The sequence below is a fragment of the Micromonospora halophytica genome (assembly GCF_900090245.1).
Lineage (GTDB): Bacteria > Actinomycetota > Actinomycetes > Mycobacteriales > Micromonosporaceae > Micromonospora > Micromonospora halophytica.
Window position 1 is genome coordinate 50,858 of the sequence record NZ_FMDN01000006.1, and the last position, 18,268, is coordinate 69,125.

An 18,268-nucleotide genomic window follows, 5' to 3' on the forward strand; every position below is an offset into this window, starting at 1 on the left:
CGGCAGCCGGTCAGACCACCTCGATGACCTCGTCGGCCTGCCGTCGCGGTGCCGTCGGCAGGTCAGCGGCCGGCTGGCCCCAGCCCACCCGGACCACCAGGTAGGGCTCCCCGACGTCAGCGAGCAGCTCCCGCATCATCCGGCGCGGCCAGGCGAGCTCGATGGTGTCGCTGATCGGCGCGGTGGACAGGCCCTCGGCGGTCGCGGTGAGCAGCAGCGCGGACAGCGCCTCGCCGCCGCGCAGCCAGCCCGCCGGGTCGTCCCGGTCACCGAAGAGGATCACGTACGCCGCGCCCCGGTCGAAGTCCGCGCCGGCCTGTAGGCCCGCCGCCTCACCCGGGGCGTGGTCGCGTACCGGCACCCGGCGGGGCGCCGGGCGCACAGCGGTCGCCGCGGGGACGCCGTCGCCGCTGGACTCCGGGCGGTGCGTCCACCGGTGCAGCTCCTCCCGGTACGCCGGGTCGGCCAGCTCGGCGTCGCCGGCCCGGGCGGTGGACACGGCCAGCATCGGCATCTGGTCCGGCCGGACCAGATGCAGGTGCGACCCCTCCGCCTCGACCGCCGCGCGCAGCCGGGACAGCTGCTCCGTCGGCACCGGGCGGTCGCCGTACGCCCGCCGGTCGGTGCGCCGTCGGGGGATGGCGTCCATCAGCCGCGCGGCGGCCAGGTCGAGCGTCCCCCGCCCGGTGGCCCGCACCCGGGCCAGCAGCCCTGGGTCGGCCGGGTCGGGCAGCCGCTCCACGGTGACCGTCCAGCCGCCGGCGGTCAGCGCCACCCGGGCGTGGTGCAGCACCGCGCCGCAGCTCAGGGTGAGCAGCCGGCCGTCCGGGTCGGTGGTGGCGAGCTGCCGGGACCCGTCGGAGCGCAGCTCCAGCGCGGTCGGGGTGACCCGCCAGCGCCAGGGTTGGGTGTTGAACACCGACGGGGCGTACAGGGACAACCGGGCGGCGGCCTCGAGCTCGCGGACGGTCGGCGCCTGGCCCGTGGTGGTGGACGGCTGGGTCATCGGGAAACACCTCCTCCCCCCACCCTGCCCCGGCCCGCCGGGCGCCGACAGGGCCGAACGGACCCGGAGGGTGGGACCCCCGACCCGCACCGGCGAGGGTCAGCCGATCGTGGCGAGGAAGCCGAGCACCCGGGTGGTCAGCAGCGTCGCGGCGGCGGCGTCGTACGACGGGAGGCTGTCGTCGGCGAAGTGGTGCTCCTTGCCGGGGTAGAGGAAGAGCTCGGCCTGCGGCGTCGCCTCGACCAGGGCGCGGGCGGCGTCGAGGTCGCCGTCGTCGACGAAGAGCGTGTCCGCGTCCATGCCGTGAATCTGCACCGGCACCCCCGCCGGCCATCCGTCGCCGAACTCCGAGGGCGGCAGGCAGGCATCGACGAACAGCGCGCCCTTCGCGCCGGGACGGGTCTGGGCCAGCGCCTGCGCCGGCACGACCCCGAGGGAGAAGCCGGCGTGCACGAGCCCGGCGGGCAGCCCGTCGGCGGCACGCCGGCCCCGTTCGAGCAGGGTGCCGAACCCCACCTCCCGGGCGTGGGCGATGCCCTGCGCGAGGTCGGGGAAGACCCGTCCGTCGTACAGGTCGGGCAGGTGGACGGTGTGCCCGGCCCGCCGCAGCGTCGCGGCGAAGTGGCGGACCCCGGGCGTCAACCCGAGCGCGTGGTGGAACAGCAGGACCTCGGCCATCGGTGCCCCTCTCCCGGGCGGGTCGCTCCCGCCTCGCGGCCATCATGGAGCAGGGGTCCGACAGACGAGGGACGTGGACGTACGACGGGACACGGGATGATGCGCGAGGCCACCGAGGGTGCGCCGGCCGGCCCGATCAGCCAGGATGACCTGGCGGAGGCGATCGCCGGGCTGCGTCGCGGCTGACGGCGCCGCGCCCGGAAGGAGAGCCGTGTCGTCCACCCTGCTGTCCCGTCGTGACCTGCGTTTCCTGCTGTACGAGTGGCTCGACGTGTGCCGGCTCACCGAGCGCCCCCGCTACGCCGAACACTCCCGGGAGACCTTCGACGACGTGCTGGACCTCGCCGAGCGGCTGGCCGTCGAGCAGTTCGCCCCGCACAACCGGGCGGCGGACACCAGCGAACCGACCGTCTCCGGCGGGCGGGTGCGGATGATCCCGCAGGTCAAGGCCGCGCTGGACGTCTTCGCCCGGACCGGGCTGCTGGCCGCCAGCATGGACGAGGCCGTCGGCGGCATGCAGTTGCCGCACGTCGTCTCCGCCGCGGCTTTCGGCTTCCTGCAGGCCGCCAACGTCGGCACCTCGGCGTACCCGTTCCTGACTCTGGGCAACGCCAACCTGCTGCTCGCCCACGGCAGCGCCGAGCAGGTCGACACCTACGTGCGGCCGATGGTGCAGGGCCGGTTCTTCGGCACCATGTGCCTGTCCGAGCCGCAGGCGGGCAGTTCGCTGGCGGACATCACCACCCGGGCCGAGCCGCAGGACGACGGGACGTACCGCCTCTTCGGCACCAAGATGTGGATCTCCGGCGGGGACCACGAGCTGGCCGAGAACATCGTGCACCTGGTGCTCGCCAAGATCCCCGGCGGGCCGGCCGGGGTGAAGGGCATCTCGCTGTTCGTCGTACCGAAGACCCTGGTCGGGCCGGACGGCGCGCTCGGCGCCCGCAACGACGTGACGCTGGTCGGCCTCAACCACAAGATGGGCTACCGGGGCACCACCAACACCCTGCTCAACTTCGGCGAGGGGGTGCACCGGCCCGACGGCCGCCCCGGCGCGGTCGGCCACCTGGTCGGCCCCCCGCACCAGGGCCTGGCCCAGATGTTCCACATGATGAACGAGGCCCGCATCGGGGTGGGGGCGGGCGCCACCGCGCTCGGCTACACCGGCTACCTCAAGTCGCTGGCGTACGCCCGGCAGCGCCCCCAGGGCCGCCCGACCGCCGACAAGGACCCCACCGCACCGCAGGTGCCCATCGTCGCCCACACCGACGTACGCCGGATGCTGCTGGCCCAGAAGAGCTACGTGGAGGGTGCGCTGGCCCTGGTGCTCTACTGCGGGCGGCTGCTCGACGAGGAGCGGACCGCCCCGGAGGTCACCGACCGTGAGCGGGCCCACCTGCTGCTGGACATGCTCACCCCGATCGCCAAGAGCTGGCCGTCGCAGTGGTGCCTGGCCGCCAACGACCTCGCCATCCAGGTGCACGGCGGCTACGGCTACACCCGCGACTACGACGTCGAGCAGCACTGGCGGGACAACCGGCTCAACCCGATCCACGAGGGCACCCACGGTATCCAGGCGCTGGACCTGCTCGGCCGTAAGGCCACCATGGGCGGCGGCGCCGGGCTGGCCCTGCTGCTGGAGACGATCGGCGCGACGGTGAGCCGGGCCTGGAAGGCCGACGGGGAGGCGGCCGAGCTGGCCGCGCGGCTCGGCACGGCGGTGGACCGGATCGCCGCCACCACCCGCCGGCTGTGGGGCAGCGGGGACCCGGCCCTCGCCCTGGCCAACGCCAGCGTCTACCTGGAGGCCGTCGGGCACGTCGTGGTCGCCTGGATGTGGCTGGAACAGCTCCTGGCCATCGACGCCGCGCCTGCGGGCGTCGACGCGGACTTCTACGCCGGCAAGCGGCAGGCGGCCCGGTACTTCTTCCGCCACGAGCTGCCCCGGACCGGGCCGCAGTTCGACCTGCTGGACAGCCTGGACCGCACCACGCTGGAGATGCGGGAGGACTGGTTCTGACCGTCCGCGGCACGCTCCTGCACGAGGATCTGCGAGACGCGCGCGGAGCGATCCTGTGGAAGCTGGACGGGCTCGGTGAGTACGACATCCGTCGCCCTTTGACCGTGACCGGCACCAATCTTCTCGGTCTGGTCAAACATCTGTCGATATGGGAGGCCCGGTACCTCGGCGAGGTCTTCGGGCGGCCGTTCCCGGAGGCTCTGCCCCGTTGGGACGACGTCCAGGCGAGCGACACCGAGATGTGGGCGACCGAGCACGAGACGCGCGAGGAGATCACCGACCGCTACCGTCGCGTGTGGCAGCACTCAGACGCGACGATCACCGCCCTGCCTGTCGATGCGCCCGGTCACGTGCCCTGGTGGCCGCGTCCGCAGGTCAAGCTGTTCAACATCCTGGTCCACGTGCTCACCGAGACGAGCCGGCACGCCGGACACGCCGATATCCTGCGCGAACAGCTCGACGGGTCGGCAGGGACAGTGGCCGCGCACGTCGACCGGGAGCACGACGCGTCCTTCTGGCAGGCCAGGCGCGCGGAGATCGAGCGGGCCGCCAAGGCGCCCGATCCCACCATCGCGTGACGGACCTTCCTCAGCGTACGGTCGGCGCGCTGACCGAAGCACAGAGCGCACGTCTCGATCTACACCGGCCTACGTCGTGGGTGAGGGAGGAGCGAGCGTCGAGGGCGGCGCGGCCAGGCGATGGGCGGACGCCGTCCTGAGCGACGCCCGCGATCCGGCTCGCCTGGCGCGGTTCTGGGCCGGCATGCTCAGCCCTGCGCGAGCAGCCGTTCGCGGACCTCGCGGCGCAGGATCTTGCCGATCTGCGAGCGGGGCAGCTCTTCGACCACCACCACCCGGCGCGGCACCTTGTACGCCGTCAGTGCTGCCGGCACGCGGTGCGCAGGCCGTCCGGGCCGGTGACGCAGTCCTCGTGCAGCACCACGACCGCCACGACCTCCTCGCCGCCGTGCTCCCCGGGCAGGCCCACCGCCGCCGCGTCGAGCACCCCGGGCACGCGGCGCAGGGCGTCCTCCACCTCGGACGGGTAGACGTTGAAGCCGCCCGTGATGATCAGCTCCTTGATCCGGTCGACCACGCGGACGAAGCCGTCGGTGTCCATCACCACCACGTCGCCGGTACGCAGCCAGCCGCCGGGCAGCAGCACCGCCTCGGTCTCCTCCGGGCGGTTCCAGTAGCCGGAGAACACCTGCGGGCCCCGGATCAGCAGTTCGCCGGCCTCGCCCGGGGCCCGGTCCACGGACGGGTCCTCCGGATCGACGATGCGGACCTCGGTGGAGGGGAACGGCACCCCCACGGTGCCCGGCCGGCGGGCCGGGGAGACCGGGTTGCCCAGCGCCACCGGAGAGGTCTCGGTCATGCCGTACCCCTCGACCAGCAGGCCGCCGGTCACCGACTCCCACAGCTCGACGGTCGACGGCGGCAGGGCCATCGCCCCGGAGATCGCGTACCGGACGGAGGTGAGGTCGACGCCCCGCTCCCGGGCCGCCGTGGCGAGCTTCTCGTAGATCGGCGGGACGGCGGGCAGGAACGTCGGCGGGCGGCGGCGGACCGCGTCGAGCACCTGGTCGACGTCGAAGCGGGGCAGCAGCACCAGGGTCGCGCCGATGTCCACCGAGAAGGTCAGGCAGAGCGTCAGCCCGTACGCGTGGAACAGCGGCAGCACGGCGTACACCGTCTCCTCGCCGTCGCGCAGGCCCGGCACCCAGGCGCGGCCCTGCGCGGCGTTGGCCCGCAGGTTGCGGTGGGTGAGGATGGCGCCCTTCGGGGTGCCGGTGGTGCCACCGGTGTACTGCAGCAGCGCCGTGTCGTCCGGACCCGGCGCGGGATGGTCGGCGGCGAGCGGTGCGGCGTCGGCCAGCAGCGTGTCCCAGCTCAGCGCGCCCGGCGCTGGGGCGGTCATCGCCGACCGGGCGGCGCGGGCCTTCGGCAGCGGCAGCCGCAGCGCCCACCGCTTGAGCCGGGGCAGTGCCCGGCTCAGGTCCACCGCGACGACCGTCTGCACCGCGCCCGCCCCGCGCACCAGCGGCGCGACCTTGTCCCAGACCACGGCGACGCGGGCGCCGTGGTCGGCGAGCTGGTGGGCCAGCTCCTGCGCGGTGTAGAGCGGGTTGTGTTCGACCACCACCGCGCCGAGGCGCAGCGCGGCGTAGAAGGCCACCACGTGCTGCGGGCAGTTCGGCAGCACCAGCGCCACCCGGTCGCCCGCGCCCACCCCGAGCCGGCGCAACGCCTCGGCGGCGCGCGCCACCTGGGCGTCCAGTTCGGTGTACGTGGTGGTGGCGCCGAAGAAGTCGAGAGCGACCCGGGGACCGAACCGACGGGCCGCGGAGCGCAGCAGATCGACCAGCGACTCGTCCGACGGCGCGATGGTGGCCGGGACGTCCGGGGCGTAACTGCGCAGCCAGGGCCGCTCGGTCAGGTCCATCGGGTCTCCTGTCGCCGGTGGTGGCCGCGCCGGCCGGTGCACCGGCGCCGTACTCCCAGCGTAACTTACGGGCCGGTAACCTACGGTGGCGTAGGTGCGGCGAGTCGGCGCTCGTCGCCCGCCCCCCGGCGCCGTGCGGTGGTGCAGCACCGCACGGCGCCGGAGGCGCGTCACCGCCCGTACCGCAAGTCGCCGCACCGGTGCGGAGGGTGACCCCTCGGGGTGCGCACCGGGCCGGGCGTCGCTGGTCGGCGATGCCCGGCCCGGTGCCGCCCGTCAGGCCGGCGTCAGCAGCCGGTCCAGCGCACCGGCGTCACCCGGCCGTCGTCGTTGCGGAACCCGACGATCGCGCCGGTGTCGGCGATGGCGCGCGTGCCGACACCCACCCGGTCACCACCGCCGGGCAGGACCCGGGAGGAGGTACCCCGGACGACGCGGTCACCACCGACCACAACCCCGCGGGCGTTGACGTCCACCACCCAGGGCAACTCGTCGGCCAGCCGCGACCAGGAACGGTCCCGCAGGTTCCACCGCACCTTCACGGTGTTCGCCTCACCGAGGTCGACCCGACCGACCGCCCAGTGCCCCTCCGCGGCATGGACGACCGACGATCGTGCGCCCGGCACGGTCAGCTCCTCCACCCGGCCGTCCGGGTACCGCACCCAGCCGGTCCACTCCGCGAAGTCCCCGGCGGAACCGACGACGGTGCCGTTCCGGGTGATCCCCACCGGCGTGGCCTCGGCCGGAGCCTCCAGCACCTCCACCGTGCCGGGGCGGGCCGCCGGCCAGCGCAGCGGCACCTTCCGCCAGATTCCGGGCTCCTCGCCCCAGCCGACGATGTCACCCGCCTTGTTGATCGCCGCCGCCGCGGCGTAGCCGGACGGGGTCGGCAGCAGTTCGATCTTTCCGTCCCGGTAGACCCACGGCCGGGCGTGGCCGCCGATCCAGCCGTTGCCGACCACCACGCCGTGGGCGTTGACGTCCGCCACCGAGTCGGCCAGCGGCGACTCCACGGTGGTGAGCCGCCCGCGGGCCCAGACCAGCAGCATCAGCTGGTTGCCCTCCTCGCCGACCCGCAGGGCCGTGCCGGCGGCGAACCGGCCGGTCGGGTCGACGGCCTGCGCGTCGGCGCGGTAGACGTCGGCAGGGAACGGCAGGGTGGTGATGGTGCAGGCGCGGGCGGCGGTCCTGGGCGCGGCAGAGGCCGCCCCGGAGCCGGCCACACCGAGAGAGGTGGACAGCAGTCCGGCGACGGCTGCCGCCAGCATCATGCGTCGAGCGAGGTGGGCCATGAGGGTGCTCCCCGTGTCGGGCCCGGTGGTGCCGGGCGTCGAGTCATGACCGACCCACGCCCGACCGGCCCGCACGGTTGCGGTCCTGTCGGCTTGCCGACATGCGTCCCCGCCGCAGACGCACCCGGTACGGCCGCCGGGTCAGCGCCGGCCGGGGGAGTGGCGCTGCATCATCTGCCGGCCCCGCACGAACGCCAGCACGATCACCGCGACCAGCGCGATCGCCCCGATGACGACCAGCCAGCGGGCCACCTCCAGGAGCAGCCCGAGCAGGATGAGCGCGCCGCCGACGACGCCGATGACCCAGAGCATGGCCCGCATGTCCAGCACCCTTCTGACGAGTTGCCGGCTGCCTTCCCGGCGGGCCGCGCGACATGCCGGGAAAGGGGTGGGAAGGCCAGGTCAGCGACGGGCCACGTAGACCGTGTTGGCCGACTCGCCCCCGGTGAGCGGGTTGGCGAATCCGACGACGTGGGCCTGCGAGGTCGGGAACACCTCGGCGAGCACCCGGCCGAAGTCGGCGTCCGGCGGGTCGTCCGACCAGAGCGCGAACACTCCCTCCGGGTGCAGCAGCTCGGCCAGCCGGCGCAGCCCGTCGGGCGTGTAGAACGGGGCGTGGCTGGGGTGCAGGACGTGCCGGGGGGAGTGGTCGACGTCCAGCAGCACGGCGTGGAACCGGCGGCCCGGCTGCTCCGGGTCGAGGCCGTCGCCGTCGGCCACCGCGGCGAAGAAGTCGGCCCGCACGAACCGGGTACGCGGGTCCGGCGCCAGCCCTGCGGCGAACGGCAGCAGCTGCCGGCGGTGCCAGTCGATCACGTCCTCGATCGCCTCCACCACCACCAGGGACCGGACCCGGGGGTCCTCCAGCGCGGTGCGGGCGGTGTAGCCGAGGCCGAGCCCGCCGACCGCCACGTCGAGGTCGTTGCCGCCCAGCGGCGCCAGGCCCAGCCGGGCCAGCTCGATCTCGGCCACGGGGAAGAGGCTGGACATCAGGAAATCGTCGTCGAGTTTCACCTCGTACACGTCGACGTCGAGTGCCGGGTCGCGGCGTCGGCGCAGGCTTATCGTGCCGATCGGGGTTTCCCGCCAGGCCAGTTCCTCGAAACGCGCGCCCACCCCGGCCTCCTCGCCGTCGCCTGTCGTGCCGGGATGCTACCGGTGCGGGCGGGAACCGCGCGGATTTCCGGTGCGGCACGCGTCCCGCCGCCACCCCCGGTACCCGGGTGAAGATCGGGATGCCGGTGGACGGAGGAGAGCTGTGGTGGCGGAGATGCTGGCCGGACGGCTGCACGTGACCGACCGGGCGCTGCGGGTGGAGACGGTGCCGATGCCCGAGCCCGGCCACGGGCAGGTAAGGATCAAGGTGGCCGCGGCCGGCGTGTGCCTCTCCGACGTGCACCTGATCGACGGCACCCTCACCCCGCTCTACCTGCCCGACGACGCGGTGACCCTGGACCACGAGGTGGCCGGGGTCATCGACCGTCTTCACCTGCGCCCCTGACCACGCCGGGCCCATCTCGGCCCTGCGTCGCCGCCTCCCGGGGCACGGTGCGCGGGAGGCCGGGGGGTGTGTCGGACCCCGCTACCGACCTGATCGCAGACGTGGATCGCCGCCTCCGGCGATCTGATCCAGATTCGCCATCAAGTCCGTAGCGCCCCAGCGGCATCCTCCCGGCCGCTGCCGCTGCCGCTGCCGCTGCGGCTGCGATCGTGGCTGCGGCCGGGTCACCCCTGCGGGGGTCAGGCTGGCCGGCGGGCCACCACCAGCGTGTCGAGCGCGTCCCTGGTCGTGTCGTCCACGGTGACCGTCCGGCGGACGGTGTCGGCCCGCTCCACCGGCAGCCCGTCGAGCCCGGCGACCACCGCCTCCGGGGTCAGCAGGATCTCCGGATCCCGGGGGCCACCGACCCCGCCGTCGAGGTTGGCGCGGTCGTGCCCGACCACGACGATCGTGCCGCCGGGGCGCAGCGCCGCCCGCGCCCCGGCCAGGGCCGCCGCGAACTGCGCCGGCGGAAGGTGCAGGTAGGCGACGACCACCAGGTCGTACCGGCTGGGCTCGGGGCGGTCCGTGGTGACGTCGCCGACCCGCCAGCGCACCGGTACGCCCCGGCGCGCGGCCAGGTCCCGGCCGCGGTCCACCGCCACCGGGGAGAAGTCCACCGCGGTGACCCGCCAGCCCCGCCCGGCCAGCCAGACCGCATTGCGGCCCTCCCCGGCGGCGAGGTCCAGCGCGTCACCCGGAGGCAGGTCGGCGACCGCCTCGACGACGAAGCGGTTCGGCTCGGCCGTCCAGACCAGCTCCGGTGAGGCGGCGTAGCGGGCGTCCCAGTCGTTGCTGTCCATCCCGTGGTTATACGCCACCCGGGCGCGGCCCACGGTGCGACCGGCCGGCGACGCAGGGTCCACGGGACATCGACGGAACGCATATCCTGTGCCCCGACGACTCGCCGGAAGGGACACCATGCCGTCGCGGCAGGACCAGCTGCACTCGTACCAGTTCACCGTCCAGCGGGCGGTCGCTGCGCTGGTCATGCGGGAGACCGACCCGGCGCAGTCGCCGTTCCGCCGGCTGGCCGGCGCGGGCCTGGCCAGCGTTTTGGTGGCCGCGATCGCCCTGGGCGGTTTCGCCCTCTACGGTCTGTTCGCCGGCGGCGGCAGCAAGTGGCGCGATCCCGGTGCGGTGATCGTGGAGAAGGAGTCCGGCGCCCGGTTCGTCTACCGGGACGGCAAGCTGCACCCGGTGCGCAACTACGCCTCGGCGCTGCTGATCATCGGCGCCGACCGGTCCAGCACCGTGCTGGTCTCCCGCCGTTCCATCGAGGGGGTGCCCCGGGGCCTGCCGCTGGGCATCGCCGACGCACCGGACTCGCTGCCCGCACCGGGACGGCTCTCGACGACCCCCTGGACGGTCTGCTCCCTGGTCCCGACGCAGGCGGACCGGGCGGCCCCCCGCTCGGCGCTGCTGATCGGGCGGGACGCCACCGGCGGACGCCCGGCCGGCGAGGAGGGGGTGCTGCTGCGGCACCCGGACGGCAGCCTGCACCTGCTCTGGCGGGAGCGGCGTTACCTGCTGCGTGACACCGCCCGGGTGCTGGCGGCCCTCGCTGCCACCCGGGAGCGGGCCGTGCCGGTCGCGCCGGCGTTGCTCAACTCCCTGCCGGCCGGGGCGGACCTGGCCCCGCCGGCCCTGCCCGACCTCGGTCAGCGGTCGGCCCGGGTGTCCGGCGCGGCGGTCGGCGACGTCTACCTGGTGCGCAACTCCGGCGGTGGTCGCCAGTACGCCGTCGCCCTGCGGGACGGCCTGGCCGGCATCACCGAGTTGCAGGCGGCCCTGCTGATGGCCCGCACCGGCCAGGACGAGCCCGAGCTGATCAGTCTCGGCCGGTTCGCCGCGCTGCCGAAGCTGCCCGCCCTCGTCTCCACCGGCCCCGCCGCGCCGCCGACCGCCCCGCCGCGCCTGGCCGGTGTCGACGGCGGCGGGCTCTGCGTCCGGGTGGGCGACGACGGTGAGGTCGACGACGTACGGGTCGGGGCGAGGGTGCCCGACCTGACCGCGGTGGCCCGTACCGCCCCCACCGGGCGCGGGGTGCTGGCCGACCACGTGGTGGTGGAGCCCGGTCGGGGCGCGGTCGTCGAGTCCGTCGCGGCGCCCGGCGCCACCGGCGGCGCGATCTCCGTCGTCACCGACCTGGGCCGGCGGTACGTGCTGGCCGACGCGGAGGTGCTGGGGATGCTCGGCTACCGCGACGTACGCCCGCTGCGGCTGCCCGCCGGGCTGGTCAGCCTGGTGCCGGCGGGCAGCCCGCTCGACCCGGCCGCCGCCCGGGCGGTCGCCGCCCCCGCCTGACGTCCGGAGGGCTGGTCAGCGTCCCGTCCGCCCCGGTCGACGGGGGTGGGACGGGCGGCCGGTCACCGCGCGGGCTTGCGCAGCACGCTGACGGCGAAGTCCGCGTCGTCGCGCCAGGGGCGCAGGTCCCAGGTGGCGAAGCGGTGCTCGGGGCGCAGCCGCGCGGCGACGGCGTCCGCGTCGAAGTCCTCGATCCGGTAGCCCCGGTCGGTGCCGAAGCCCACCAGCACCACCCCGTCGGGGCGCAGGTGCGCGGCGATCCGGGACAGCACGGCCTGCTCGGTGCCGGGGGCGACGAAGGCCATCACGTTGCCGGCCACCACCGCCGCGTCGAACGGCTCCGGCTCGCCGGCAGCGGCCAGGTCCAGTTCGGCGAGGTCACCGACCAGCCAGCGCGGGCCGGGGTGGTCGGCCCGGGCGGCCTCGACCAGCGCCGGATCGGCGTCCACCCCGACGACCCGGTGACCGCGTGCGGCCAGCGCCGCACCGACCCGCCCGGTGCCGCAGCCGGCGTCGAGGATCCGCGAGCCGGGCGGCACGGTCGCGTCGACCAGGCGGGCCTCTCCGGCGAGGTCCGCGCCGTCGGCGGCAAGCTTGCGGAAACGGTCGATGTACCACTGCGAGTGCCCGGGACCGGTCTCGGTCGCCCAGCGGGTGGGGTTGGCCATGCCGCCACGGTAGCCGCCGTCCGGCCGGGCGGCGCGGCGGTCAGGCCACCCGGGCGACGGTGACGAACTCGTTGTACGTGAAGAGCCTGCCGAGCGCCCGTGGGAACGGGAACGAGTACTGCCGGGTCACGGCCATGCCGAGGTCACGGGCAGCCTCCGCGGCCTCGGTGAAGCCGACGAACCGGACGTGGGTGGCGTCGCTGGCGTACCCGCGCTCCTGCGGGGTGATGAAGACGACGGTGCCGCCGGAGCGGACGAACGGCAGGTAGGAGGAGATGACCTCCAGCGCCTGGCCGCCGGGGAGGTGCTCCAGCAGGTGTGCGGCGAGCAGCGAGTCGAAGGCGTCGGGCCGGGCGTGCGGGGAGCGGAAGAACTCCTCGATCGTGTACGCCTCGTGCCCGGCGGCCCGGGCGTGCGCGACCGACGTCGGGTTGTGGTCCACCCCGACCGCGTCGCCGCCGAGGTTGGCCAGGTTCCGGCCGAGCCCGCAGCCCACGTCGAGGGTGCGGCCGAGGTGCAGGCGACGCAGATTCCACCGGTACGGCGCCTGCACGTCGAGGAGCTGCTTCCAGCGGGCGCCGCCGAGACGTTGCAGCCGGCGGGTGTAGTCCTCACCCTCGGTGCTCGCCGGAGTGTCCTGACGTGTGCGATCCATCGCCGGCCCCTTTGCCTGTGGCGGATACGGACAAGTGGTGCTGGCGCACCTCCGGCGTCACGCGCAGCGCGTACCGCCGGCCTCCCCCGTACCCGCCGACGCGGGTCCGCGAACGATGCTACGGACGACGAGCCTTCCCGTCAGCATGATCGAGCGGGTGCTTCACCGTGTGTCCGGTCAGGTGCGGGCGGTCATCGAAAGCGGGCTCGGCGGGAAGGACGAGCAGCCCGAAGGAGGGGCGGACGACTGCGAAGCACGCAAGGCGCGTCGAGGACGACGATTGACAAATAACAAGACATGTGACGATTTGCCGCTCTGGCGCGGGCTGCTCACCCACGGCCGGCCCGACCTGGCGGCCGGGCTGCGCGAGTCCACGCTGGAGCTGGTGGCCACCGGTGGCTGCCACGAGTACTTCCACCCGGACACCCGGGCGGGGCTCGGTCCGGCGGCGTTCAGTTGGACGGCGTCGCTGCTGCTCGACGCCCTCGCCGAGGGCTGAGGCCGGCACTGTCAAGCGATGCCGGCGGGGGTGGCGGCGAAGCGCAGCGCGCCCAGCGGCGCGTCGTCGATGGCGTACCCGAGCGCGTCGACCACCTCGACGACCCCGCTGACCCGCGCGGTCAGGCGCAGCGCCAGGTGCACGCTCGACCAGCGGTCGAGCTGGCCGGTGAGGGTCACCACGCCACCGTGGACGGTCACGTCGACCGCGTCGTCGGCGACGCCGAGCGCCCGGTGCAGCACGTCGCCGACCACGTCCCGGCGGATGTCCGCGTCCGGGCGCAGGTGCACCCGGATCAGGTCGCCCCGGGTCACGATGCCGACCAGCCGGCCCAGGTCGTCGGTCACCGGCAGCCGCTTCACCTGGCACCGGTCCATGATCCGGGCCGCCTCGGTGATGGTGGCGTCGGGGGCGACGCAGACCGGCGGAGCGGTCATCAGGTCGACGGCCAGGGTCGCGCCGGCCTTGGCCCGGGCCTCCCGGTCGTGCCGGCTCGGGAGGATCCGCCGCTCGTGCGGCCGACCGAGCAGTTCCACCTTGTGCAGCAGGTCAGCCTCGGACACCACGCCGAGCACCCGCCGGGCACCGTCCACCACCGGCACCGCGGTCACGTGCCGGCCGGTCAGCACGTCCACGATCTCCCGGTACGCGGTGCCCTCCCGGACCGCCGCGACCTCCGTCGTCATCACGTCCTGCACCTGCCACGTCCGCATGGCGACCTCCTCGTTCCGCCCTCGACGCTAGGCGGCGCGGGTGAGGGCGGGCAGGGGCGCAGGGGGCCTGCCGCGGGGCCGGAAGTCCCGTTCTGCCCGGATCGGTCGACCCGCTACGGTGTCGTGATCCGCAGTTCGTCGAGGAGCCGGCGGACGCGACGTTCGATCTCGTCCCGGATCGGTCGTACGCCCGCCAGGTCGAGCCCGGCCGGGTCGTCGAGGTCCCAGTTCTCGTAGCGGGTGCCGGGGAAGACCGGGCAGGCGTCCCCGCAGCCCATGGTGACCACGACGTCGGCGGCGCGGACGACCTCGTCGGTCCACGGCTTGGGGAACTCCTCCGAGATGTCGATGCCCCGTTCGGCCATCGCCGCGACCGCGGCCGGGCTGACCTGGTTGCCGGGCTCGCTGCCGCCGGACCAGGCCACCGCCCGGTCGCCGGCGAGGTGGGTCAGGAACCCGAGGGCCATCTGGGAGCGGCCGGCGTTGTGGGTGCACAGGAAGAGCACCACCGGCCGACCGTCGCGGTGGTGGCCCTCGACCCGGGCCAGGGCGTGCAGGCGCTGCCGGGTGAAGCGTTCGGCGAGCAGCGGCAGGTAGTGGGGGATGCTGCTGTCGGTGGCGAACTGGTCGTAGCTGGCGTGCAGGAACCGTTCGACGGTCTCGGCGCCGTAGCTGCCGTCGAACTCGGCGGCCAGCCGGGTCGCCGCGGTGCGTAGGGCGAGCTGCTGGTCGACGGAGAGGTCGGCGCGCAGGTGAGGGCGGGTGTCGGTCATGACTGGCTCCGGGGGAGGACGGCGGGGGCGAGGCGGTCGACGCGGTCGGCGAGGTCGGCGTACGCGGCTTCGAACGCCTCGTCGGTGTCCGCCCGGACCGGGTCGGGGACGGACCAGTGCAGCCGGGGGCGGATCGGGCCGGTGAGTTCCTCGTGGGCGTTGTCGCACACGGCGATCACCAGGTCGTCGCCGCGGACGACGTCGCCGACGTGCGCGGTGCCGGTCGGGTCGAGATCCAGCCGGTGGCGGTTCGCGACCGCCACCGCCCGGGGGTGGACCCGGCTCGCCGGCCTGGTGCCGGCCGACGCGGCGGCGCCGTGGGTACGACGTCGCCACAGGGCGGCGGCGAGCTGGGAGCGGGCGGAGTTGTGCGTGCACACGAAGACGACCCGGTCCACCCCGGGCAGCGGCGGCGTGGCGAGCGCGGCCATCGCCTCCGGCCGCAGTCGCAGGTAGGTGCGCCGCCGGTCACCCTCGGAACGGGCCTTGACGACGAGGCCGGCCTCGGTGAGCACCTTCACGTGGTGGGCGACCAGGTTGGTCGGCAGGTCGAGGGCCTGGGCGATCTCGCCGGGCGAGGCGTCGCCGACGGTGAGCGCGTCCACGATCGCGAGCCGCGAGGCCTCGCCGAGCGCGGCGTGGATCCGGGCCCGCCTGGGCAGGGAATGAAGCTCAATTCTCATTGAGTCAATCCTTGTTGATATTCCTGCCGGATGTCAAGCGTGGGTGCGCGGGCTGCCCGCGTGGGGGGTCAGCAGCAGGTGGTCAGGTATGACTGGAGTTCGGCGAGGGCGGCGAGCGCCCCGTCACGGTCGGCCCGGTACCAGACCGTCTTCCCGTCGCGCCGCGAGGTGACCACCCGGCCCCGTCGCAGCAGCGTCAACTGCTGCGACGCCGTGGCCTGGCTGATCCCCGCACGCTCGGCGACCTCGCCCACCGACAGTTCGGCGCCCCGGGCGAACAGCATCATGATCCGCTGTCGGGTGGGGCTGGCCAGGGCCCTCAGGAACTCCTGTGTGCGGAGTTCCAGTCCGACGGGCGTGTCGACGCCCTCCCCGCTCGTGGGGTCCGACTGTCCGGTCGCCGCCTGGCTCATGGTCACACCTTCTCCCTCCGACATCATATTGTCATTTAACGAAATGACGATATGATCTGCTGGTGACTACGCGAACCGAACCTGTGGTGGTCGTCGGTGGTGGCCAGTCCGGCCTCGTCGCAGCCCGGGCCGCCCGCTCCGCCGGCCTGCGACCGGTCGTCCTGCATGCCGGTGAGGAGCCGGTCGGCTCCTGGCCGGGCTACTACGACAGCCTCACTCTCTTCTCGCCGGCGCGCTACAGCGCGCTGCCCGGGATGGCGTTCGGCGGCGACCCGGACCGGTATCCGCGCCGGGATGAGGTCGTGGCGTACCTGCGCCGCTACGCCGACGGTCTCGACGTCGACATCCGCACCGGGGTCCGGGTCCGCTCGGTGCACCCGCGTCCCGACGGGGGATACCTGGTCCGCACCGAGGCGGGGGAGGGGATCGCCGCGGCGGGGGTGGTCGCCGCCAGCGGATCCTTCGGCAACCCGTACCTGCCGCGGCTGCCGGGCCAGGACGACTTCGCCGGCGACCTGCGGCACGTCGCCCGCTACCGCCGGCCCGACCGGTACGCCGGCCGGCGGGTGGTGGTCGTCGGCGCCGGCAACTCCGCCGTCCAGGTCGCCCGCGAGATCGCGGCGTACGCGCAGGTCACCCTCGCCACCAGGGGGTCCGTGCGGTTCCTGCCGCAACGGATCCGTGGCCGGGACCTGCACCACTGGCTGGACGTCACCGGCCTGGACCGGCTGCCCGCCGCCGTCCTGCGCCGCGTCGTCCGGCACCCGGCGGTGATCGACACCGGTGTCCACCGGGCCGCCCTCGCCTCCGGGCTGATCACCTGCCGGGAGATGTTCACCGCGTTCACCCCCGACGGCGTCGTCTGGAGCGACGGGGTCGTCGAGCCGGTCGACGCGGTCCTCTTCGCCACCGGTTACCGCCCGGACCTCGGGTACCTCGACTCCCTCGGCGCCCCGCGGCGGGGTGGACCCCGGCAGGTGGGCGGGGTCTCCACCAGCCGTCCGGGGATCGTCCACCTCGGGCTGGAGTTCCAGCGGTCCTTCGCCTCCAACACGCTGCGCGGCGTCGGCCGGGACGCCGCGTACGTGATCACCGCGCTCGCCGGGCAGGTGTCCCGTTGGCCGCGACGGCGGGCAGGTGTGCCGGCGTCCGGGCGCGGCGACGCGGGCTGAGCGGCCCGCCCGCCTCCGGGCCGTCCGGCGTGGCGGGCCGGTGGCTACGGCCCGGTGGCGGGTTCGACGGTGAGCAGTGCCGCCAGTTGGCGCAGGATGCCGGGGCGGGCCCGGTAGTAGACCCAGGTGCCGCGCCGCTCGGCGTCCACCAGGCCCGCCTCGCGCAGTGTCCGCAGGTGGTGGGAGATCGTCGGTCCGGTCAGGTCGAAGGCGGGGGTGAGGTCGCAGACGCACGCCTCGCCGCCCTCGGCCGAGGCGATCATCGACATCAGTCGCAGCCGTACCGGGTCGCCGAGCGCCTTGAACGCGGGGGCGAGGACCGCGGCGGTCTCGGCCGGTACGCGACCCCGGGCCAGGGGCGGGCAGCAGGGCGCGTCCCCGTTCAGGTCGGCGATGGTGAGCGACGTTCCTTGCTTCGGCATGAGTCTAGGTTGACATCTGTCTAATCAGCGTGCAAGTCTCTGATTCGACGGTCGTCGAGACAGGCGGTCCGCCGACGGGGGTCCGGTCGGGCGTGGTGGCGATGGCCGGGTAGGGTCGATCGTCAATCGGCGATCGACGATGATGAGGTGGGAGATGGGTGACCTGCTCGACCGGGACACGGCCCGGACGTACGCGTCCTGGTTCCGGGCCCTGGCCGACCCGACCCGGGTGCAGATCGTGGAGTACCTGGCCCGGCACGCCCGGCCGATGAGCGTGGGGGAGGTCGTCGCGGCGGTCGGGCTCGCCCAGTCGACCGTCTCCCAGCACCTCAAGATCCTGACCGAGGTGCGGTTTGTGTTGGTCGAGCCGGTCGGCACGGCCCGCCACTACCGCGTCAACGACGCCTGCGTCGGCTGCTTCCCCTCCGCCGCCGACGTCGTCATGGGGCGTCCCGCCCCCGAGCCGAACGGAGTCTGCTGATGGCCGGCGTCACCGTCCGCCCGATGACGGTCGCGGACGCCGAGCGGGTCCTGGCGATCTACCAGGCCGGGCTCGACGGGGGCGATGCGAGCTTCGAGACGGCCGCGCCCACCTGGGCGGCGTTCGACGCGGGCCGGCACGCCGCGCACCGCTTCGTCGCCGTCGACGCCGACGACACCGTGCTCGGCTGGGTCGCCGTCTCACCGACCTCGGCCCGCCCGGTGTACGCCGGGGTGGTCGAGCACTCCGTCTACGTCGACCCCGCCGCGCGGGGGCGGGGTGTGGCCACGCTGCTGCTGGACGCCCTGATCGCCGCCACCGAGGCGGCCGGGATCTGGACCATCCAGTCCGGGATCTTCCCGGAGAACGGGGCGAGCCTCGCCCTGCACCGACGGGCCGGCTTCCGGGTCATCGGCAGCCGGGAGCGGGTCGGCCGGCACCACGGTCGTTGGCGCGACGTGATGCTGCTGGAACGCCGCAGCCCCGTCGTGGGCTGACCCG

General features: G+C 74.4%; 21 protein-coding genes and 1 pseudogene. 8 read left to right on the top strand and 14 right to left on the bottom strand.

Annotation, left to right across the window (positions count from 1 at the left end; translation table 11 throughout):
* Positions 1–10: 10 nt before the first annotated feature.
* Together GA0070560_RS11075 and GA0070560_RS11080 are read right to left on the bottom strand one after the other, a co-directional pair.
* Positions 11–1,006, bottom strand: coding sequence for an Acg family FMN-binding oxidoreductase (locus GA0070560_RS11075; protein WP_091294583.1), 996 nt, complete (start codon positions 1,004–1,006; stop codon positions 11–13).
* Between the two features lie 99 nt (positions 1,007–1,105).
* The gene (locus tag GA0070560_RS11080; RefSeq protein WP_091294585.1) at positions 1,106–1,684 is read right to left on the bottom strand and encodes a dienelactone hydrolase family protein; all 579 of its coding nucleotides are present in this window, start codon (positions 1,682–1,684) and stop codon (positions 1,106–1,108) included.
* 211 nt (positions 1,685–1,895) lie between these two features.
* Here GA0070560_RS11080 and GA0070560_RS11085 point away from each other — a divergent pair, with 211 nt between their 5' ends.
* Complete coding sequence (locus GA0070560_RS11085) at positions 1,896–3,704, top strand: acyl-CoA dehydrogenase (protein ID WP_245675468.1); 1,809 nt, start codon at positions 1,896–1,898, stop codon at positions 3,702–3,704.
* A complete protein-coding gene (locus GA0070560_RS11090) occupies positions 3,695–4,282 on the top strand; it encodes a DinB family protein (RefSeq protein ID WP_091294985.1) in 588 nt (195 codons plus the stop codon). The genes GA0070560_RS11085 and GA0070560_RS11090 overlap by 10 nt, the downstream gene beginning before the upstream one ends.
* 188 nt (positions 4,283–4,470) lie before the next feature.
* On the opposite strand, the pseudogene GA0070560_RS11095 reads toward GA0070560_RS11090, so the two are convergent.
* From GA0070560_RS11095 to GA0070560_RS11110, 4 genes and pseudogenes are all read right to left on the bottom strand, one after another.
* Positions 4,471–6,149: pseudogene (locus tag GA0070560_RS11095) on the bottom strand (long-chain-fatty-acid--CoA ligase).
* A 287-nt stretch (positions 6,150–6,436) separates the two neighbouring features.
* Entirely contained in the window at positions 6,437–7,441 is a 1,005-nt protein-coding gene (locus GA0070560_RS11100) for a hypothetical protein (protein ID WP_139131477.1), read from the bottom strand.
* Positions 7,442–7,582: 141 nt separating this feature from the next.
* Positions 7,583–7,762: a hypothetical protein gene (locus GA0070560_RS11105; RefSeq protein ID WP_091294989.1), complete on the bottom strand. Its 180-nt coding sequence runs from the start codon at positions 7,760–7,762 to the stop codon at positions 7,583–7,585.
* An 81-nt stretch (positions 7,763–7,843) separates the two neighbouring features.
* Positions 7,844–8,557 (bottom strand): polyamine aminopropyltransferase, encoded by a 714-nt coding sequence (locus GA0070560_RS11110; protein ID WP_091294591.1) that lies wholly within the window; start codon positions 8,555–8,557, stop codon positions 7,844–7,846.
* A 154-nt stretch (positions 8,558–8,711) separates the two neighbouring features.
* Here GA0070560_RS11110 and GA0070560_RS11115 point away from each other — a divergent pair, with 154 nt between their 5' ends.
* Entirely contained in the window at positions 8,712–8,942 is a 231-nt protein-coding gene (locus tag GA0070560_RS11115) for an alcohol dehydrogenase catalytic domain-containing protein (protein ID WP_211565813.1), read from the top strand.
* Between the two features lie 239 nt (positions 8,943–9,181).
* On the opposite strand, the gene GA0070560_RS11120 is transcribed toward GA0070560_RS11115, so the two are convergent.
* Positions 9,182–9,784: a class I SAM-dependent methyltransferase gene (locus GA0070560_RS11120; protein WP_091294593.1), complete on the bottom strand. Its 603-nt coding sequence runs from the start codon at positions 9,782–9,784 to the stop codon at positions 9,182–9,184.
* A 118-nt stretch (positions 9,785–9,902) separates the two neighbouring features.
* Between GA0070560_RS11120 and eccB the strand changes: the two genes are divergently transcribed.
* Positions 9,903–11,288 (top strand): type VII secretion protein EccB, encoded by a 1,386-nt coding sequence (gene eccB, locus GA0070560_RS11125; RefSeq protein WP_091294595.1) that lies wholly within the window; start codon positions 9,903–9,905, stop codon positions 11,286–11,288.
* A gap of 62 nt (positions 11,289–11,350) precedes the next feature.
* Here the strand turns inward: eccB and GA0070560_RS11130 are convergent, their stop codons facing one another.
* The gene (locus GA0070560_RS11130; protein ID WP_091294597.1) at positions 11,351–11,956 is read right to left on the bottom strand and encodes a class I SAM-dependent methyltransferase; all 606 of its coding nucleotides are present in this window, start codon (positions 11,954–11,956) and stop codon (positions 11,351–11,353) included.
* Between the two features lie 40 nt (positions 11,957–11,996).
* Positions 11,997–12,611 carry a methyltransferase domain-containing protein gene (locus GA0070560_RS11135; RefSeq protein WP_091294599.1) on the bottom strand — a complete coding sequence of 205 codons (615 nt, stop codon included), beginning with the start codon at positions 12,609–12,611 and terminating at the stop codon, positions 11,997–11,999.
* Positions 12,612–12,891: 280 nt separating this feature from the next.
* Here GA0070560_RS11135 and GA0070560_RS11140 point away from each other — a divergent pair, with 280 nt between their 5' ends.
* Entirely contained in the window at positions 12,892–13,110 is a 219-nt protein-coding gene (locus GA0070560_RS11140; RefSeq protein WP_245675469.1) for an MGH1-like glycoside hydrolase domain-containing protein, read from the top strand.
* Between the two features lie 11 nt (positions 13,111–13,121).
* Here the strand turns inward: GA0070560_RS11140 and GA0070560_RS11145 are convergent, their stop codons facing one another.
* From GA0070560_RS11145 to GA0070560_RS11160, 4 genes are all read right to left on the bottom strand, one after another.
* Entirely contained in the window at positions 13,122–13,823 is a 702-nt protein-coding gene (locus GA0070560_RS11145) for a CBS domain-containing protein (RefSeq protein WP_091294601.1), read from the bottom strand.
* Positions 13,824–13,936: 113 nt separating this feature from the next.
* Positions 13,937–14,596: an arsenate reductase ArsC gene (locus tag GA0070560_RS29895; protein ID WP_091294604.1), complete on the bottom strand. Its 660-nt coding sequence runs from the start codon at positions 14,594–14,596 to the stop codon at positions 13,937–13,939.
* Positions 14,593–15,279 (bottom strand): arsenate reductase/protein-tyrosine-phosphatase family protein, encoded by a 687-nt coding sequence (locus tag GA0070560_RS11155; protein ID WP_091294606.1) that lies wholly within the window; start codon positions 15,277–15,279, stop codon positions 14,593–14,595. Before GA0070560_RS11155 ends, GA0070560_RS29895 begins: the two co-directional genes overlap by 4 nt.
* Before the next feature lie 68 nt (positions 15,280–15,347).
* Positions 15,348–15,692: an ArsR/SmtB family transcription factor gene (locus GA0070560_RS11160; RefSeq protein ID WP_211565807.1), complete on the bottom strand. Its 345-nt coding sequence runs from the start codon at positions 15,690–15,692 to the stop codon at positions 15,348–15,350.
* A 62-nt stretch (positions 15,693–15,754) separates the two neighbouring features.
* On the opposite strand from GA0070560_RS11160, the gene GA0070560_RS11165 reads away from it, so the two are divergent.
* On the top strand, positions 15,755–16,864 hold the full coding sequence (locus tag GA0070560_RS11165; RefSeq protein ID WP_170839361.1) for a flavin-containing monooxygenase: 1,110 nt from the start codon (positions 15,755–15,757) through the stop codon (positions 16,862–16,864).
* Between the two features lie 44 nt (positions 16,865–16,908).
* Here GA0070560_RS11165 and GA0070560_RS11170 read toward each other — a convergent pair whose 3' ends face one another.
* On the bottom strand, positions 16,909–17,286 hold the full coding sequence (locus GA0070560_RS11170) for an ArsR/SmtB family transcription factor (protein ID WP_091294611.1): 378 nt from the start codon (positions 17,284–17,286) through the stop codon (positions 16,909–16,911).
* Between the two features lie 154 nt (positions 17,287–17,440).
* On the opposite strand from GA0070560_RS11170, the gene GA0070560_RS11175 reads away from it, so the two are divergent.
* Positions 17,441–17,767 (top strand): ArsR/SmtB family transcription factor, encoded by a 327-nt coding sequence (locus tag GA0070560_RS11175; protein ID WP_425412625.1) that lies wholly within the window; start codon positions 17,441–17,443, stop codon positions 17,765–17,767.
* Positions 17,767–18,264, top strand: coding sequence for a GNAT family N-acetyltransferase (locus GA0070560_RS11180; protein ID WP_091294616.1), 498 nt, complete (start codon positions 17,767–17,769; stop codon positions 18,262–18,264). Before GA0070560_RS11175 ends, GA0070560_RS11180 begins: the two co-directional genes overlap by 1 nt.
* Positions 18,265–18,268 lie beyond the last annotated feature (4 nt).

Excerpts from the sequence above, each read along its gene's own strand:
- GA0070560_RS11170 (WP_091294611.1), bottom strand. The coding sequence starts at position 17,286 with ATGCCGAAGCAAGGAACGTCGCTCACCATCGCCGACCTGAACGGGGAC.
- GA0070560_RS11175 (WP_425412625.1), top strand. The coding sequence starts at position 17,441 with ATGGGTGACCTGCTCGACCGGGACACGGCCCGGACGTACGCGTCCTGG.
- GA0070560_RS11130 (WP_091294597.1), bottom strand. The coding sequence starts at position 11,956 with ATGGCCAACCCCACCCGCTGGGCGACCGAGACCGGTCCCGGGCACTCG.
- GA0070560_RS11145 (WP_091294601.1), bottom strand. The coding sequence starts at position 13,823 with ATGCGGACGTGGCAGGTGCAGGACGTGATGACGACGGAGGTCGCGGCG.
- GA0070560_RS11155 (WP_091294606.1), bottom strand. The coding sequence starts at position 15,279 with ATGAGAATTGAGCTTCATTCCCTGCCCAGGCGGGCCCGGATCCACGCC.
- GA0070560_RS11180 (WP_091294616.1), top strand. The coding sequence starts at position 17,767 with ATGGCCGGCGTCACCGTCCGCCCGATGACGGTCGCGGACGCCGAGCGG.
- GA0070560_RS11115 (WP_211565813.1), top strand. The coding sequence starts at position 8,712 with ATGCTGGCCGGACGGCTGCACGTGACCGACCGGGCGCTGCGGGTGGAG.
- GA0070560_RS11120 (WP_091294593.1), bottom strand. The coding sequence starts at position 9,784 with ATGGACAGCAACGACTGGGACGCCCGCTACGCCGCCTCACCGGAGCTG.
- GA0070560_RS11100 (WP_139131477.1), bottom strand. The coding sequence starts at position 7,441 with ATGGCCCACCTCGCTCGACGCATGATGCTGGCGGCAGCCGTCGCCGGA.
- GA0070560_RS11135 (WP_091294599.1), bottom strand. The coding sequence starts at position 12,611 with ATGGATCGCACACGTCAGGACACTCCGGCGAGCACCGAGGGTGAGGAC.
- GA0070560_RS11075 (WP_091294583.1), bottom strand. The coding sequence starts at position 1,006 with ATGACCCAGCCGTCCACCACCACGGGCCAGGCGCCGACCGTCCGCGAG.
- GA0070560_RS11080 (WP_091294585.1), bottom strand. The coding sequence starts at position 1,684 with ATGGCCGAGGTCCTGCTGTTCCACCACGCGCTCGGGTTGACGCCCGGG.
- GA0070560_RS11105 (WP_091294989.1), bottom strand. The coding sequence starts at position 7,762 with ATGCGGGCCATGCTCTGGGTCATCGGCGTCGTCGGCGGCGCGCTCATC.
- GA0070560_RS29895 (WP_091294604.1), bottom strand. The coding sequence starts at position 14,596 with ATGACCGACACCCGCCCTCACCTGCGCGCCGACCTCTCCGTCGACCAG.
- GA0070560_RS11160 (WP_211565807.1), bottom strand. The coding sequence starts at position 15,692 with ATGAGCCAGGCGGCGACCGGACAGTCGGACCCCACGAGCGGGGAGGGC.
- eccB (WP_091294595.1), top strand. The coding sequence starts at position 9,903 with ATGCCGTCGCGGCAGGACCAGCTGCACTCGTACCAGTTCACCGTCCAG.